This is a genomic window from Stenotrophomonas sp. YJH_SMC_79 (assembly GCF_059367995.1).
In genome coordinates this window covers 1043023-1057415 of sequence record NZ_JCAFRK010000001.1, presented here as the reverse complement: position 1 = coordinate 1057415, position 14393 = coordinate 1043023, and the positions used below count along the sequence as shown (strand labels likewise).

Below are 14393 nucleotides of genomic sequence, written 5' to 3'. Positions count from 1 at the left end.
GGCAAGTCGGCAGAGAGGCGTGCTCAGTAAGGGGAGTCATCTAGCTGACGGTGCTCATCCTCAAGGCGCCGGATCTCGCCCCCAATTGCCACCTGAAGCAGCTGATAGCTCAGGTCGATGAACTGAAACTGCTCCTCCGCACTTTCTTTTGTGCCTGCCTCGTTCCTACCAACGATCGCCGAATTGAGCTGATCGATGCTGCCGGCAATAGCATCGGAGTGCAGTCTGGCCCTGATCGGTACTATGTCTGCGAAGGCCTGTCGCAGCTCTTCCCCGAGGCCATCCGGGTACTGGGAAAGACGCCATTCGCCGGTTTTCTCGTGGTGGCGCCGGAATGCCAGCTGGATCAGCCCCACCGCCCGGAACAAGCGGAGCAGCATCGGCTGCAGTGCGAGAAGATTCGCCCGCTCGGCGTCGATGCGACGAGCCCGCATCTGATCAAACCGCTGCTCCTGCCGTAGCAGCTTCTGAGCCTTCTCGCGACGATTCTCCGTCACCCAGTCTTGGAACCACTTCAGACCGAAGCCCAAGATCAGCGTGGCTACCGGCACTAGCCATTTCCAGTCCTCACCGGCACTCGCCGCGGCAGTGGTCGCCGGCGCCGCCTTGGCGGTCGCCAGGAAGAAAGCCTCCAGCATCTTCAACCCTCCCAGGATCTTCTGCCACCCCACCTGAAGCTTTGGCCGTTCACCGCGGCCCTTTGGGCACTCACTCTCGAATCGTCATCTGCTGGCCAACCACCTTGTGAAACCGGAAAGGATGATTGCCAAGCCTGTCGTTCAGCTCGTCCACCCGTTTCGACCAAGCAGCCTCTTGTTCGGATTCAACCGATCGATTCATTTCCAGCGACCAAGCATTCAAATCCGCGAAGAAGCTATCGCGCAGGTAATTTCCGGCAGCGTCACTGAAGAGGTACTGCGCCTGCCACGATGCGTGGATGGCGCTGAGTTGCAATGGCCTAGTGAAATCCCTGCCCTCAATGGTCTCCGAGTAGATTCGCTCGACTTCGCGCCACAGCCCCCATCGTCGATCGAACAGATCAACCTTGATCTTGTGCCGAGCGGTCAGCCAGTTCCTCCACGTCAGGTAGAGGATGAACAGCGGAGTGAAGAGAGCTGCGGCTTTCAGTAGGCCGCTGAGGTGGCGATCTGCTCGCAGCAAGGCGTCGCTCGGCAATTGCCCAGCGAACCCCATCCAATAGCCCACCCACGCCGTCACAATTGCAACGACCACGGCCGCTATCGCAAACGCAATTCCCTGCCAGCGTCCTGACATAACGCCCCCTTTCGTTCAGGAACTCTAGCAGAGCAATGCCGGACGGTGCAGGTCCTACGAATCCATCCCCGGAAACGGAGGCTTCAAGCGGCCCTTGGCCAGCCGATTGCCTCGGATCGCTTCTCGCCACCCGACGATCTTTGCGACGTCGTCCCGCAGCCTCGCCTCGTGCCTCGCCACCCAGAGCTCGGCGCCGGCGCGACCCAGCTCGTAGCTGGTGCATTAGGACCATACCGATGTCGATCGAGGTGCGCGACCCAGATGCCATCATCGACACGCTCGGTCATGGACAAGACCCAGACGCCCTGGCAGGCAATCACAGTCAGCGGATCGTCCGGCCTGCTGGCAGAGCGTGTGGTCCAGTAGAAGGAGGCGGGAAGCGGCATGGCCGGGAGGATACGAATTGCGTTCGCAGCGGCTGCGATTGCGAACACTCTATTGCCACACTCGCGACTGCCTGCCTCTGCGCCACCTGCAAGCTGGCAGCCTACGACTACGTCCAGATGCTAGCGCACCCCACCGCACATGATATTGACACTCATTCTCATTTGGTGTACTTAGGCTGCGGGCGAATTGCTCTCTCGAGGGGTCAAGAGCATGTATCTGAAGCGTAGTGGCTCGCTTGCCGTACTTCTGAGCCTAGTGGCCGTGTTGTGCTTTGGTGCCACTTTCACTGTGAGTGGCCACTTGCTGTGGTGGTCCTGTGGCGTCGCTTTGCTCTCATCTCTTATCGCGGCCCTTTGGTTGCGCAATACGTCCAGACCCGTTCGAGCGCTCTCAATTGGCGTCTTCATCGCCGTGATCTTGAGATTGCTCATTCTTTTCTACTGAAACAGTGATAAGGATGAACGTCATGCTGAAGGGACTATTGGCAAGTGTGGTTTTGGTGGTTGGCGCAGGGGCAGTCGACAACGCCTCTGCACAGGCAGTTGCGGCAGCCCAATGCGAAGGATGTAGTTACCAGCAAAAAATCGAGGCTGCTAGAAGTGAAATTGACTTTGGAGGCGTGGCTGTGTTCAGCCTGTCCACTGGAGAGATCAATTCATTCGTTATCATGCCTGATCTCCGTATTATCGAGCTTCCGGTCAACCCCGACCTAGCCGACTATTACGCGGAACTCGTCTATCTTTACCAGAGGAACGGCGGCTCCCTGGAGTTCAAGGTTCCTATTGATGTGATCGCCTCTGATATGAGCGCAGCAAGCAGAGCGACACTGCGTGTCCAGTCGGCACGGGCATCGGCAACCGGCCATGACCTCCCGGAGAATGCCTACGAGGCCATCTCCAACTCCTCAAAAATGAACAACGTTCATGCCTGGATGGAGACGAAATTCCCCTCCTTCATTGCTGGCGGCCAGAGTGTCATTCGCGTTTTCAACCCGGCGGTTTGGCTGGGATCGAAAAGCTCGCAAGTTTACGTTCGCTTGGAGTTCCACGATAAGACAACAGTTCTTATTACCTACAACTACGACAGTAAAATGTGGGAACGGATACCCAACAGTGCTCGTGACGGGCACAACAACTCGATCCCAGAGAAAAGGGAGGACTTCGCCGGTGACGGCTATCGTGAATACAATTTCCAGGGTCCGCCATCTACAGATCTACAGAACTTCCTTGTCTGGGCTCATCAGAACGGCATTCCGGTCAGCGGACCAGTGAGCCACACACGTTTTGCTTGCAGCAGTGCCGGCGGTGGCCCAGTCCAGTGCGTCGCATACTGACGCAGCAGCGCGATTCACTGCGGATTGCTTTGTAAGGGCTCCCGTTTTGGGGAGCCCTTTTCGTTGAGGTTCAAGTAAGCGCACTACAGTTCCGGCAAGCCCAATTGTCTCCGCATTGCCGCGAGGAGCACGAACGAGGTCCGCGCCAGCGCGTGCTGGTCACGTGTCAGCTGGTCATACATGTCCAGCAGTTCCGGCGGGATCTGCCCTACCCGGCCTGCCTTGAAGGCCTCCATAGAGACCACCTGAGCCTTGTGCCGCTCATCTTCCATGCCCTTCTCCAGCGCCTGACGGCGGGAGTGCCGGCGCCCAGTCGCTCAGGGTGTAGCCCGGCGAGTAGGTCGCAGCGGTGACGCTCACGGCCGCCCCGATCTTCGAACCTGCGACCGCCAGGTCCGTTGTGATCTGCTCTTTGATGCTCACCGCGGTTCCCCCAATGAAAGGAGGCCGGCATGGCCCACCACTACCGCGGTTGCAAGGTCGCGCGGACACCAGCGGCGCGTCTCACGACGGCCTATGTGCTGGCTTGAGTGGTGGCCATGACTACCGGCCGTTTGGTAGCGGGAGGTGGATTCGAACCACCGACCTCGTGGTTATGAGCCACGCGAGCTGCCGGACTGCTCTACCCCGCAAACAAGAAGGCCGCTGATCAACCAGTGGACTCCCACGTCCTGGTCAATCAACGGCCTTTGAATGGTGGCGCCCATAAGAACGCCCACTGTAGGAATTCAAACCTACTTTCGGTTCCCGAGGCAACTGCGGTTCCTCATGAGGAAAAAAACTTCCTCATGAGGAACAAGTGAGGTCAGCTTGGTGAACGTTTCGCCTTTCCTCGAGCAGCTTCTCGATCAGCCATCAGCGCTGGGCGACAGATGATAGGAGGGGTTGTCCTGAATCCAGGCAGGATCGAAAGGCAATCGCGCGGCCAAAGCACTCTGGATTGGCTGCAACGTCCTTTCCATTGATTCCAGAAGTGCATCAATAACCAGATTGGCCTGACCTTCGCCACTGTCCCGGGCGCTCATCCCAGGAGCATCGACCAGCAAGCTGCGAGCGAAACGATATCCTTTTCCGTCGCCCTTGGCCGGCCACACTTTCACCCTTTGCTCGACTTTGGTCGCACCTTGGACGCTCAGTCGCAAGGCAAATTCCCAAGCGACGCTTCCGCGGAGTACCGGAGCGAGTGAGCTGAGGTTCGCATTCATCGTGGCAGCTGCTACACGCAACGCCTCTTCGGCTGTGACCATGGCCCCTGACACAGTAAAACCTTGTCCTGACATTACCGCTCCTTGTACGGGCCGAAATGGCCCTAACAAACCTTAACAAATGCGACAATCCCGGCCAATACAGGGAGGAAGTCGCAATGGTTGAGACCGTACTAGGCATGACCGATCTTCAGATCAAACTCTTCACTGCAATAGGCCAGATTGCGGTCGCAGTCGCAGTTGCGGTGATAGCACTTCGTCAGGCTGCCACCGCCCGCAACAAGTTGAAGGCTGACCTGTTCGACCGTCGAGTGAATCTCTACGATCGATTCATGGAACTCGCTCAGGAGGTATTCACCGGGGATGCGAGCCACGCGAATGTGGAACTCCGCTCGATGTTGGGCGATCTGGAATGGGTGTTCGGCCCGAAGCTCACAAAGAAGCTCAAGTGCAAGGATGGCTTTCTGTCGAGCCTTTCTGACTTGGGCCTAGCCAGAGACGAACTGGAAGGTACCGAAGGTGACGAGCGCAAGGCAAAAGTGCTGGAGCTCTACGAGGCGCGCGAGTTCGCTCTGTTGCATCTGCGCAGCGTACCGATACTTTTTGCTCCCTATCTCAGCCTTGAGCACTGAAGTGCCCGCTGCCGGGCGACCCCTTCCACATGGGGGTAGTCAGTTCCGATGGTGAAGCTGTGCCGCCGAGGAAGGACACCTATCAGCCGAGCTGCATGCTATGAACCAGACGAACTGAACGCCGGTATCAAGCCCGGTCCACTGCATCGCATTCTCCCGCATGGTCGCGCACGGGCTGGCCGAGCCACAGAGCTTTGCGAAATCCCTTCCTGCCGCCATGAAGCGCTTCCTGCAGGACAGCGCTGGCGCACTTGTGGGCCTTGATGTAGTTGCCCTTGCGCATCTTGGCGGACTTGGCCAAGCCGGCGAACGGCTGACGCCGCTCCGGCCACACCAGCTCGTGCGCCGCGTCATAGATCACCAGGCGAAGGCGCCAGCGATCGGCGGGCTTGCCGAGATCCAGAGGCCGCGGCCGCATTGCACGCACGTCCTTGGCCACCTGACGGTAGGCAGCGAGGGAGAGCCGTGCGATCACGGCGGGGCCCATCCTGGTCGCTACGGCGAGCGCGGTGTGCTTCTCCAGCGAATTACGCATGTACCGCCGCCGGCTTCGTGCTGGGCGTGTTCGCAACCCTCGGATCCCGGGCGGTGCTGTCATGACCACCGTGAACATGACCGTCGACGCAGAGATCGACCTCGATGACCTGGTCGCCAATCTAAGCGCCGCCAGCAAGGACTACCTCGCCGGCATGCTGAAGGTCAAAGGCGAGGCTGCGCGCGCGCCTGACGGACGCACATTCGAACAGATCATCGAAGCCGCCTTCTACGAAGCCCGCGCCATGTCCCCGGTGCCGCCGGCACTGACCGACCTGTTCTGGGTAGTGCACGGGAGGGCGATGTCATGACTGCAGACCTGCACTTGCTGGGCCACGGCGTCGACGCAATCCTGCAGCACGACCTGGACCGCATGCCGCCGGCGATCACTGCCGCAGCGCGCGTGCAGCGCTACCACCGCGCGGTGTGTATCGCACCACCAGACCAGTGGCGCGCGCTGCGGATCCGCTTCGGCTCGATCTTCCAGATCGCCTGGAGCGCGGGGATGAAGCCCGACCTGGCCACCTGGGCGCGAAAGTTCCAGCGCATTGCCGAGGCCTGCAAACCGTGAGGCTCTTCCACGTCCACATCCCGGGCGTGGTCAGACCGCACAGCGTCATCGCAGAAGCCGAGCAGGCAGCGATCGACGACGCGCTCTACACCCTGGGCCTTTCCGAGCTGCCCGAAGGCAGCAGCGTCACCTCTGAACAGACCGGAGACACCTGATGTTCTTCCGCAACCTCACGATGTTCACCTACCGGCGCATCGTCGAGAACATCCTGGTGCCGCGCTGCGGAGCGATCGCCCTGCGTAACTTCGACCGGATCGCCCTGAAGGAGCTGGTGGCCACGTTCGCCGAGTCGACGTCGGCCAAGCGCATCAACAACGTCCTGGGGCCGCTTCGCGGCGCCCTCGACGAGGCCGTCGCCGACGATTTGATCCCCAGCAATCCCCTCGATGGATTCAGGGTGAAGCGGCGCGCCAGGGCCAATGCGCGCGAAGAGGTCGACCCGTTCACGCCGGAGGAAGTCCAGGCAATCCTGGCCGCCTGCCGCGAGGACCAGGTCCGCAACTACTGCCAGTTCAACTTCGCCACGGGCCTGCGCACCTCAGAAATGATCGGCCTCTGCTGGTCGGACATCGACTGGCGAAAGGGAACGGTCAAGATCCGGCGCGCCTGGGTAATGGGCAAGATGAAGGCCCCGAAGACCGAGTCCGGCGTGCGTGAGGTGCAGCTGCTGCAACCGGCGATCGATGCCCTGAAGGCTCAGCGCGCCCACACCGCCACCGCCGGCGAGTTCGTCTTCCACGATCCCAGGACGAACGCCCGGTGGGGGTCGGACCAGAGCATCCGCGCCGGCGAATGGCAGCGCGCGCTGCGCAAGGCAGAGGTCCGGTACCGCTACCCGTATCAGATGCGCCACACCTTCGCTTCCCAGGCATTGAGCGCCGGCGAGAACGTCATGTGGGTCGCGAGGCAGATGGGGCACCGCGATTGGACGATCACCGCCAAGAAGTACGGCCGGTGGATCCCATCGATGGTCCCCGATGCCGGCGCCAAGGCCGCAGCGGTCTGGGCAACCGCTACCTAGGTACAAACATGGACGCCAGGTGCTGCCTTTAGGCCAATTCCGCCTTCAGAATTCGCTGCGCCGCCTCATCGGCGCGGCTGTAGGAACGCACCATGAGCGAATGTTCATCCGCGAATGCCTCAAGCTCCGACAGAGCACCATGGGCTGCATCAAGCTGCCTTTGCGAGAAGCCCGGCGAGTCCCTCTCCGGGATCCAAAGCAAAAGTTCATAGGTGGTCCTTGGCGCAAGGACATCCAACTGGTCTTTCAGAATTTGTAGATCCACCAAGCGAGACTTTGATCGGATGCGTCGGGTGGAGAGGTTGGAACCTGGAATCAGCATGTCGAAATTGGCGGCGATTCGCTCCCCCAAATATCCGATTCGCGTTGGAGCGGCCCCTTTCCGCACTACGACCTCGCCATTGAAGCGCGCATCCAAGTGCGGACTCTGACCGCAAACTCGATCGCGAATCTGCTGAACCCACCTATCAATATCGAGCCCAGTTCCACCCGACTCCGAGGTCTGCTCGACGCTGCTCTCCGCCAACTTGGCGGCCAAGCTTGAAGTCAAAGTCGCTCCGCTGCGGGCGATCTGCTCGAGGTCAGCTCCCATTGCGCTGCGGGCAGCCCCCAAATGACAGGATCGGAAAGGCGGCACCCAGCTATCCAGCGTTCCGCCGGTCGCTAGGTACGCCTGGAGGACATCAACGGCCAAGTCTATTAGTCCGTCGAGCACTTCCGCCCGATCGCCGTACATGCACTGCAGAACTCGAGCCGACAGCGTCGCGTGCACGTGGAAAGCGCCACTGCCATCCACGGCAGCAGTGGCGATCACGATTCGCTCTCCGCTACCGTGCATCGGCTCTATGTACAGCGGCGCCCACGTCGCTTGGACGTTCGGAACAGGTGGGAACATCCGAAAGTCAGCGGTGATGGCCATCGAACATCTCGCTCTGCATTGCCGGAATTCTCTCGCTAGCCAGTCGCATCAGATGCGCCTGCCTGGACGCAAGCCACGCGAGCACCGAATCTGCCTCTTCATCAGGCCATAGTCCCGTGGGCAGGCCGAGATCCCTCTGCGAGGTCGGCTTCTCCTGAAACGCCTCCATTACGCCTAAAGCAACGGGCCGCATTCGGAGCAGCTCGTTCTCTGCTCTGTCACGTACCGCCACGTCGAAAAGGATGTTCTGCGGCGCCAATTCATCCACAGGGAGCGCGGCGTTTACGGCCAAACCATGATCGATAAGCCAGAACTCGCCGATACCGTTATAGAGGATGTTGCGCTCATGTCGATCGCAGTTTGCGATCCACTCGTCAAAGCATGCAGCCTTGATTAAACCAGGCCACGCACGCAATTGATCAAGAATCACTTGAAGCTGCCCGCCTTCTATGAAGGCAGACAGATCCCCGTTCCCGGCGGCGACGCTGCCATAGGCCACGTACGGCCCACCCATATGCTCTGGGACGTACACAAGCAAGGGCTGGGGTACTGGGAGGTCCAATTGGCGAGCCATCACCGCGCAGGCGACCTCCACCAGGACCTCCCGGGAGCTAGCCAGTCGCTTCACGTAGGCCTCGACGTCTCCCGACGATGTCCGGACAACCCCTCTAACGGCGTCATTGATGCCGGTGCCAGCCAGGCCCAGCGAATTCACCAAGGTGCCAAACTGCAGCATCGATCCCCCCTCATCAGCATCCCTTGCTGAACGATTCCGGGAGCATATCTCAGGGCTTGACTACCGTCACTGTCGACCACCGCACCGGGTAGCGCGACTTGGGAGAGGGCAAGCGTGACTGTTCAGGAAGATTGCCGTACTATTCGGGTCGTTAGGCAGGGTCGGTGCCAGCTTTTTGCCAGCATTGACCCCAAAAGCCTTGCAATACTTGAAGAAACCGGGGGTGCATTGGTTTCGACGGGGGTTGTGAAGTCGCCTGGCGCATGCCGAGGGGGTAGCTTTCCTCGTAAATCCAGCTGCAAAACTCTAGTTGCCAACGACGACAACTACGCTCTGGCCGCTTAAGGCCTAAGCCTCGAAACCGCTTGTGTCCATGCTCGCGGTGTAGAGTCACTATCATGGAATCGCGCTGGGTGGCTGCCTGTCAGTCCGGCACTAGAACACAACAGGCTGGTTCCCGGATGCGCTTTGCACGCCGTGCTGTTCGGGGACGAGATTCAACGGCGAGCTAAGCATGTAGTGCTGGGGATGGAGTGCCTTCGGACGGCGGTTCAATTCCGCCCACCTCCACCATCTGTATGGCCTGTCGAGGCCGCAAGAAGCCGGATCTCCCGCAACGGAGTTCCGGCTTTTTTGTTTTCCGAAGATGGTGCCCCATCTGCTGTTCCGACATCCCCAATGCCACCCGCATCGGGAGCCAGTCACAGAAGCTGGGATCCGGATCCAGTAGAGTCCCTGCGTCACACGACGTGACCCGACACCTGAAAGGACATCAGATGAAACGCATCACACTGTTTGTGGGCTTGGCCGTGGCGTTGGCACTGGGGCAGGCTTCCGCTGCCACGCCAGGGTCCCGTTATCTGCAGCTGGCCGCTGACCAGCGCGTACAACCCGGCACGGCAACCCTGCTTTCAAGCACCATCGATCTGAGCGCCCCCGGCTGGGTGTACGTGCAGTCGGATGGACGGTACTTCCCTGGCGGCAGCTCTGCCGCCAATGCCTACATCACCATCAACGGTGAGGTGGTCTCAAACGACAGCTACATCGACTGGCGGCAGTCGACGTCGGCCCAGCAGCATTCCTTCAATGTCATCGGTGCCAAATACCTGCCTGCCGGACGCCATACGGTCAACCTGGCCGGTCAGGCCATCGGTTCGGCCGTCAATTTCGGCTCTGCCAGCAACCTCTCCGTGCTCATCACCTCCGCAGGCTCGGTAACCAACAGCAGCCTTGCGAGTGACACCACGCAGCTGGACTTCAATACCGTCGGCAGCCCTGAAGGAATGGCGTTGCAGGCCAAGGACCGCAAGCTGCTGATGACCGCCCAGGCCGGCAATCCCGGTGGCCCCATCGTGGCCATGGCTTCCGGCCGCGCGTTCGCGTGGGGCAGCTACGGCGACGGCATGCTGGGGATTTTCCTGAACGAGCAGGAACCCGGCATCGAATCGATGACCTGGTCGATCAATGACATCTTCAGTGGCGCCGAAACGCAGGCTCCCTTCTATTCGCAGGGCCTGTTCGTCAATCCGCCGGCTTACAGCACTGTCAGCTTCGTCGCGTCCGAATCGCCTTACTACCAGCCGCAGGACGCCAACACCAACAACGTAAAGTACAAGTTCGGCGCCAACTCCCGACTGGTGACGCTGGCCAACGGCTTTGGCGTGGCCGGAAAGGGCTTGAATCCAGGATTCAACTACGCCGCCGCGGGCCCTTACCGCCGCTTCGCCTATGTCTGCGTCGGGACCAATGGCTTCGCGCCCGGCTGCCCGTCGGTGGGCTCGCAGGTGGTCATTGGTGAGGGCCAGGTCTGCATCCCGCAGGGGCACAACGGGGTGGTGCTGTTCTCGACGAAGTCCCGTGTGCAGGGTGACCCGAACGACGGCGGCGGCAGCGTGTTCCTGTTCCTGAAGATCGATGGCCAGCAGGTGGGCAGCCTCGGTACCCAGCAGTTGGGTTCCAGGCCGGACTCGGTCAGCACCCGTACCATCTCCGCCAGCTACCTGAGCGCGGGATCGTCCGCGCTGGGAACGGGCTGCCACACCGTGCAGGCCGTGGCCCAGGTACTGGGAGATTTCCGCCACATGTCGCTCAATGCCGACATGCCGCTGGTCTGGTTCGACTGACCCGTCACGCCGAATGTGGCCGGTGGCCGGGGTCTGTTCGCCCCGCCACCGGCTATCCCGCAGCACATTGAAGGATCTGCCATGAAAGCCCCCCTCGCCCTCACCCTGCTCTTCGCCGCATTCACCACAGTTCCGGCCACGCACGCCGCCGCACCAGCCATTGCGCCTGCTGGCACCGCTACGCTGGAAGCCCTGCTGGCCTGCAGGGCCGGCTCGAACTTCAGCGAGGCCGACGCCATCGATGCACTGCAGGCCGCCGGCCTGGCCAGGAAACCGGGTGGCACCTTCGAGCCGGAGGACAAGCCGGTCGCCCTGTTCGGCGGTACCGTCACCAGTGCCGATGTGAACGTGGCCGAGGGCGAGAAGAGCCTCTTCGTCTATTTGAACGGCGTTGACTCCAGGCATCTGGCCAAGGCGTGGTCAGTGACCACGGTCAACGAACACGCCAACACGGAGGAACCTTCATACGTGAAGGCCATCGACAAGCGACACACCCTGCACGTGATCGCAGGCGACGACTACGAAGGCTATTCCGCGGCCGTGAAGTGCCAGATCACCCGGTAGCGGGTTGATCCCCGCTACAGCCAACGCCGCACACGTTGGCAGAACAACGGATACACCTCGGGGAAGCGGGCCAGCAACGCCCGCTCTTCCGGCATGATCTGCAAGCAAGCCACGTCATCGCAGTTCCTGCATCGCTCCATTCACTCCAGTGTCACACGGAACTGCCTGAATCGCTTGCATGGCAGCGGCTCAGGGGCCCAAACCGACCGCCCGGTATCTTCCGCTTTGACAGGCCGACCGCTAGAGTGGCGCGACCGCGCAGGAGGATCGTATGGCTACCACGGGCTTGGGCTTCATCGGCCGCACGACCCTCATCATCACCGTGCTGCTCACCCTGGGCGGCTGCGCGACATTGCGCCAGTTCGGCCCCTCGGTGCAGGTGGCCTCGGTCACGCCCGCCCAGTACATCGCGCTCAAGCGCGGTGACATCCTCACCACCGGCAAGCTCAGCTCGGCAACGATGGAAACGCTGCGCGTGGCCGGCCTGGATGAAGGCGTCTGCGCCAAGCCGGGCCTGCCCTGCATCGAAGCGATGGAAGGCAGCATCGTGGTGCGCGAGGAGGACAAGCGTTCGAGCCTGGCCGAATTGTGGCTGCAGTATGCGATGACCCTGCCCGCGCCGAAGCGTGAATACTCCACCTCCGGCCGTGCCAAGCGCGCGATCACCGAGCTGGATGCCGACTTCCAGCCGCGCCTGGACGCGTGGATGCAGGTCGCACGGCAGGCCTACGCCTACCTGTTCTTCACCGAGCGCACGGCCAACCAGCGCGGTTTCGAAGACCGCCAGACCCAGGTGCGCGACTACTACAACCTGGCCGTGCAGGAAGCCTCGGTGCAGTTGTACAACGCCTATGCCACCGGGCGCGTGCATGCTGAAGCCAGCCATTTCCAGCTGGGCTGCTGGACCTTCGTACTGGCGCCTTCAGGCGAGGCATCACCGCTGGATACGCGCACGCCCACCGAACTGGTACCGGCGGCCTCGCTGTCGTTCACCGGCACGCTGCGCAGCGTGCATCGCCGCGATGGCTTCGGTGCCGAACTTGTGGCGGTGATGGACGATCCTGCAGCCGCCACGACCACCACGCCGCCGGCAGCGACGCCTGATACGCAGGCCAGCACTTCGGCCACGCAGAGCTGGAGCGAGATGCCGTCGCCGTCGATGACGGTGCTGCTGCGCTTCTCCGGAAAGAACCTGTGGGAAGTGCTGCACGACGACGAGCCGGAGCTGGAGATCCACGACCCCTACCAGGTCACCGAAGTCACCCTGCATGGCCAGCAGGTGCCATTGGCCGCGAACTTCACCGCAGGCTACGCACTTTGGCTGGCGCGCTCCAATTTCAGCCACCAATCGCTGCGTTCGCTGTTTGGTGGCAAGGGCGGCATCGACACGCCGCATCTGTACATGATGCAGCCCTACGACCCGAACCGCCGCGTGCTGCTGATGATCCATGGCCTGGCCAGCAGTCCGGAAGCCTGGGTCAACGTCGCCAACGAGCTGATGCGCGACGACGAGATCCGCCAGGACTTCCAGGTCTGGCAGTTCTACTACCCGACCAACATGCCCATCGCGATGAGCCACGATTCAATGCGTCATACGCTGGACGAGGTGTTCAAGCATTTCGATCCCAGCGGCAAGGCGCAGGCGTCGCATGACATGGTGCTGGTCGGGCACAGCATGGGTGGCGTGATCGCGCGGCTGATGATCTCCTCTTCCGGCGATCATCTGGTGGACACGCTGCTGGCAACCGCTCAGATGACACCTGCACAGCAGGAACTTCTGCGCACCAAGGGCGCACCGGTGCTGACCTTCCTGCCGGAACCGGAAGTGTCGCGGGTGGTGTTCATCGCCACGCCACACCGCGGCACCGATGTGGCCGGCACCCGCCTGGGCCGCTGGATCGGGCGCCTGGTGCGGTTGCCGCTGACCGTGCTGGAAGACGTCGCTACCATCGCCAACGACGGCCAGATCGATCGCAACGACGGCAAGCACGGCTACCAGATGAACAGCATCCAGAATCTGGACAAGGACGATCCCTTCGTCCGCGCCGTGGCCGACCTGCCGATGTCGCCGAAGGTGCACTACCACTCGATCATCGCGCGCGCCAAGGCCGATGGTCCGCTGGAAAAGACCGACGACGGGCTGGTGCCCTACTGGAGCTCTCACCTGCCGCACGCGGACTCGGAGAAGGTGATCGTGTCCGGGCACAGCGTGCAGGAAGCCACGCCGGCCATCGTCGAACTACGGCGGATCCTGCATGAGGACATGCAGGAGCACGAGCGCCAGAACAAGTAACCCACCTCATCACGGCCGCTGGCCGTCCCGCGCGGCCGCATCACAGCGGCGGTGCCCAGGCTTGCCGGAACACCGCCACTGCGGCAGACCGGGATACTCAGCCTTGTCCGTCGGACGCAGCGTCGGTGATCAGTTGGGCCACCGCTACCGGCTGCGACGCCAGCGATGCATGACTGGCATCCAGCGTGATGGTGGCACGCGGCTGCATGCGCGCCGCCATGCGGCGCTGGTTGTCGGGATGGATCATGTGATCGGCGCTGGAGACCTGGTACCAGCTCGGCTTGTGCCGCCACGCCGGATCGCTGATGGCATCGCCGAAGGTGCTCGCCAGAGGTGCCTTCTGGGTGACCGCCATTACGCGCGCCTCGTCGGCCGGCAGGTCCTGGCAGAAGCTCTCGTGGAACCTGCCCGGCTGCAGCCACAGGTAGCCGTCACCGTCCGGCGCCAGGTTGGCCGCCGCCTCGGGCAACTGCTGCTGGGTAATGCCGCCGGGGCTCTCGCCCGCATCCGGCGCGAACGCGGCGATGAAGACCAGGCCGGTCACGTTGGGTTCGTTTCCAGCTTCGGAGATCACCGCGCCACCATAGGAATGGCCGACCAGCAGCACCGGCCCCTGCACCTGGCGGATCATGCGACGGGTGCGTTCCGCGTCGTCGGCCAGCGACGTCAGGGGCAGTTCCACGGCATGCAGGTCGTGGAAACCCCGGCGATCGAGCTCCAGGATCACCTTGGCCCAATGCGCGGCACCGCCCCAGAAACCATGAACCAGAATGATGCTTGGCTTGCTCATCTTGCAGGAC

General features: G+C 61.8%; 17 protein-coding genes, 1 tRNA gene, 1 other RNA gene and 1 pseudogene. 10 read left to right on the top strand and 10 right to left on the bottom strand.

Annotated features, from left to right (window positions below):
* Positions 1 to 23 precede the first annotated feature (23 nt).
* Positions 24 to 638, bottom strand: coding sequence for a hypothetical protein (locus tag AC5P57_RS05380; RefSeq protein ID WP_262235605.1), 615 nt, complete (start codon positions 636 to 638; stop codon positions 24 to 26).
* A gap of 70 nt (positions 639 to 708) precedes the next feature.
* The gene (locus AC5P57_RS05375; protein WP_262235604.1) at positions 709 to 1275 is read right to left on the bottom strand and encodes a hypothetical protein; all 567 of its coding nucleotides are present in this window, start codon (positions 1273 to 1275) and stop codon (positions 709 to 711) included.
* Between the two features lie 844 nt (positions 1276 to 2119).
* Between AC5P57_RS05375 and AC5P57_RS05370 the strand changes: the two genes are divergently transcribed.
* On the top strand, positions 2120 to 2995 hold the full coding sequence (locus AC5P57_RS05370; RefSeq protein WP_142807748.1) for a hypothetical protein: 876 nt from the start codon (positions 2120 to 2122) through the stop codon (positions 2993 to 2995).
* A gap of 83 nt (positions 2996 to 3078) precedes the next feature.
* Here the strand turns inward: AC5P57_RS05370 and AC5P57_RS05365 are convergent, their stop codons facing one another.
* The 3 genes from AC5P57_RS05365 to AC5P57_RS05355 all read right to left on the bottom strand — a co-directional run bounded on the left by AC5P57_RS05365 (position 3079) and on the right by AC5P57_RS05355 (position 4275).
* Positions 3079 to 3267, bottom strand: a complete 189-nt coding sequence (locus tag AC5P57_RS05365; protein ID WP_262235603.1) for a hypothetical protein — start codon at positions 3265 to 3267, stop codon at positions 3079 to 3081.
* Between the two features lie 283 nt (positions 3268 to 3550).
* Positions 3551 to 3627: transfer RNA gene (locus tag AC5P57_RS05360), tRNA-Met, on the bottom strand.
* 216 nt (positions 3628 to 3843) lie between these two features.
* A complete protein-coding gene (locus AC5P57_RS05355) occupies positions 3844 to 4275 on the bottom strand; it encodes a hypothetical protein (RefSeq protein WP_262235602.1) in 432 nt (143 codons plus the stop codon).
* 83 nt (positions 4276 to 4358) lie between these two features.
* Between AC5P57_RS05355 and AC5P57_RS05350 the strand changes: the two genes are divergently transcribed.
* On the top strand, positions 4359 to 4832 hold the full coding sequence (locus tag AC5P57_RS05350) for a hypothetical protein (RefSeq protein ID WP_262235601.1): 474 nt from the start codon (positions 4359 to 4361) through the stop codon (positions 4830 to 4832).
* Positions 4833 to 4959: 127 nt separating this feature from the next.
* On the opposite strand, the gene AC5P57_RS05345 is transcribed toward AC5P57_RS05350, so the two are convergent.
* Entirely contained in the window at positions 4960 to 5367 is a 408-nt protein-coding gene (locus tag AC5P57_RS05345) for a hypothetical protein (RefSeq protein ID WP_262235600.1), read from the bottom strand.
* Between the two features lie 61 nt (positions 5368 to 5428).
* Between AC5P57_RS05345 and AC5P57_RS05340 the strand changes: the two genes are divergently transcribed.
* Genes AC5P57_RS05340 through AC5P57_RS05325 form a run of 4 tightly spaced genes read left to right on the top strand, consistent with a single transcriptional unit; the run spans position 5429 to position 6958 of the window.
* Complete coding sequence (locus tag AC5P57_RS05340; RefSeq protein WP_262235599.1) at positions 5429 to 5677, top strand: hypothetical protein; 249 nt, start codon at positions 5429 to 5431, stop codon at positions 5675 to 5677.
* Positions 5674 to 5937 carry a hypothetical protein gene (locus AC5P57_RS05335; protein WP_060379979.1) on the top strand — a complete coding sequence of 88 codons (264 nt, stop codon included), beginning with the start codon at positions 5674 to 5676 and terminating at the stop codon, positions 5935 to 5937. The genes AC5P57_RS05340 and AC5P57_RS05335 overlap by 4 nt, the downstream gene beginning before the upstream one ends.
* A gap of 26 nt (positions 5938 to 5963) precedes the next feature.
* Positions 5964 to 6092: a hypothetical protein gene (locus tag AC5P57_RS05330; RefSeq protein ID WP_254919409.1), complete on the top strand. Its 129-nt coding sequence runs from the start codon at positions 5964 to 5966 to the stop codon at positions 6090 to 6092.
* Positions 6092 to 6958, top strand: a complete 867-nt coding sequence (locus AC5P57_RS05325) for a site-specific integrase (protein WP_262235598.1) — start codon at positions 6092 to 6094, stop codon at positions 6956 to 6958. Before AC5P57_RS05330 ends, AC5P57_RS05325 begins: the two co-directional genes overlap by 1 nt.
* A gap of 28 nt (positions 6959 to 6986) precedes the next feature.
* Here the strand turns inward: AC5P57_RS05325 and AC5P57_RS05320 are convergent, their stop codons facing one another.
* Complete coding sequence (locus AC5P57_RS05320; protein ID WP_495219499.1) at positions 6987 to 7877, bottom strand: hypothetical protein; 891 nt, start codon at positions 7875 to 7877, stop codon at positions 6987 to 6989.
* Entirely contained in the window at positions 7861 to 8613 is a 753-nt protein-coding gene (locus AC5P57_RS05315; protein ID WP_099483941.1) for a HipA family kinase, read from the bottom strand. Before AC5P57_RS05315 ends, AC5P57_RS05320 begins: the two co-directional genes overlap by 17 nt.
* 219 nt (positions 8614 to 8832) lie before the next feature.
* Here AC5P57_RS05315 and ssrA point away from each other — a divergent pair.
* The 3 genes from ssrA (at position 8833) to AC5P57_RS05300 (ending at position 11300) form a co-directional block, all read left to right on the top strand.
* Positions 8833 to 9186, top strand: a transfer-messenger RNA (tmRNA) gene (gene ssrA / locus AC5P57_RS05310).
* Complete coding sequence (locus AC5P57_RS05305; protein WP_262235597.1) at positions 9147 to 10736, top strand: hypothetical protein; 1590 nt, start codon at positions 9147 to 9149, stop codon at positions 10734 to 10736. Before ssrA ends, AC5P57_RS05305 begins: the two co-directional genes overlap by 40 nt.
* 81 nt (positions 10737 to 10817) lie before the next feature.
* On the top strand, positions 10818 to 11300 hold the full coding sequence (locus AC5P57_RS05300; RefSeq protein ID WP_262235596.1) for a hypothetical protein: 483 nt from the start codon (positions 10818 to 10820) through the stop codon (positions 11298 to 11300).
* Between the two features lie 14 nt (positions 11301 to 11314).
* On the opposite strand, the pseudogene AC5P57_RS05295 reads toward AC5P57_RS05300, so the two are convergent.
* Positions 11315 to 11404 (bottom strand): annotated as a pseudogene (locus AC5P57_RS05295) (isoprenylcysteine carboxylmethyltransferase family protein); the annotation flags it as partial.
* Between the two features lie 167 nt (positions 11405 to 11571).
* Here AC5P57_RS05295 and AC5P57_RS05290 point away from each other — a divergent pair.
* Positions 11572 to 13593 (top strand): esterase/lipase family protein, encoded by a 2022-nt coding sequence (locus AC5P57_RS05290; RefSeq protein WP_262235595.1) that lies wholly within the window; start codon positions 11572 to 11574, stop codon positions 13591 to 13593.
* 97 nt (positions 13594 to 13690) lie between these two features.
* Here AC5P57_RS05290 and AC5P57_RS05285 read toward each other — a convergent pair whose 3' ends face one another.
* Positions 13691 to 14383: an alpha/beta hydrolase gene (locus AC5P57_RS05285; RefSeq protein ID WP_262235594.1), complete on the bottom strand. Its 693-nt coding sequence runs from the start codon at positions 14381 to 14383 to the stop codon at positions 13691 to 13693.
* Positions 14384 to 14393 lie beyond the last annotated feature (10 nt).

Excerpts from the sequence above, each read along its gene's own strand:
- AC5P57_RS05380 (WP_262235605.1), bottom strand. The coding sequence starts at position 638 with ATGCTGGAGGCTTTCTTCCTGGCGACCGCCAAGGCGGCGCCGGCGACC.
- AC5P57_RS05375 (WP_262235604.1), bottom strand. The coding sequence starts at position 1,275 with ATGTCAGGACGCTGGCAGGGAATTGCGTTTGCGATAGCGGCCGTGGTC.
- AC5P57_RS05370 (WP_142807748.1), top strand. The coding sequence starts at position 2,120 with ATGAACGTCATGCTGAAGGGACTATTGGCAAGTGTGGTTTTGGTGGTT.
- AC5P57_RS05365 (WP_262235603.1), bottom strand. The coding sequence starts at position 3,267 with ATGGAAGATGAGCGGCACAAGGCTCAGGTGGTCTCTATGGAGGCCTTC.
- AC5P57_RS05355 (WP_262235602.1), bottom strand. The coding sequence starts at position 4,275 with ATGTCAGGACAAGGTTTTACTGTGTCAGGGGCCATGGTCACAGCCGAA.
- AC5P57_RS05350 (WP_262235601.1), top strand. The coding sequence starts at position 4,359 with ATGGTTGAGACCGTACTAGGCATGACCGATCTTCAGATCAAACTCTTC.
- AC5P57_RS05345 (WP_262235600.1), bottom strand. The coding sequence starts at position 5,367 with ATGCGTAATTCGCTGGAGAAGCACACCGCGCTCGCCGTAGCGACCAGG.
- AC5P57_RS05340 (WP_262235599.1), top strand. The coding sequence starts at position 5,429 with ATGACCACCGTGAACATGACCGTCGACGCAGAGATCGACCTCGATGAC.
- AC5P57_RS05335 (WP_060379979.1), top strand. The coding sequence starts at position 5,674 with ATGACTGCAGACCTGCACTTGCTGGGCCACGGCGTCGACGCAATCCTG.
- AC5P57_RS05325 (WP_262235598.1), top strand. The coding sequence starts at position 6,092 with ATGTTCTTCCGCAACCTCACGATGTTCACCTACCGGCGCATCGTCGAG.
- AC5P57_RS05320 (WP_495219499.1), bottom strand. The coding sequence starts at position 7,877 with ATGGCCATCACCGCTGACTTTCGGATGTTCCCACCTGTTCCGAACGTC.
- AC5P57_RS05315 (WP_099483941.1), bottom strand. The coding sequence starts at position 8,613 with ATGCTGCAGTTTGGCACCTTGGTGAATTCGCTGGGCCTGGCTGGCACC.
- AC5P57_RS05300 (WP_262235596.1), top strand. The coding sequence starts at position 10,818 with ATGAAAGCCCCCCTCGCCCTCACCCTGCTCTTCGCCGCATTCACCACA.
- AC5P57_RS05290 (WP_262235595.1), top strand. The coding sequence starts at position 11,572 with ATGGCTACCACGGGCTTGGGCTTCATCGGCCGCACGACCCTCATCATC.
- AC5P57_RS05285 (WP_262235594.1), bottom strand. The coding sequence starts at position 14,383 with ATGAGCAAGCCAAGCATCATTCTGGTTCATGGTTTCTGGGGCGGTGCC.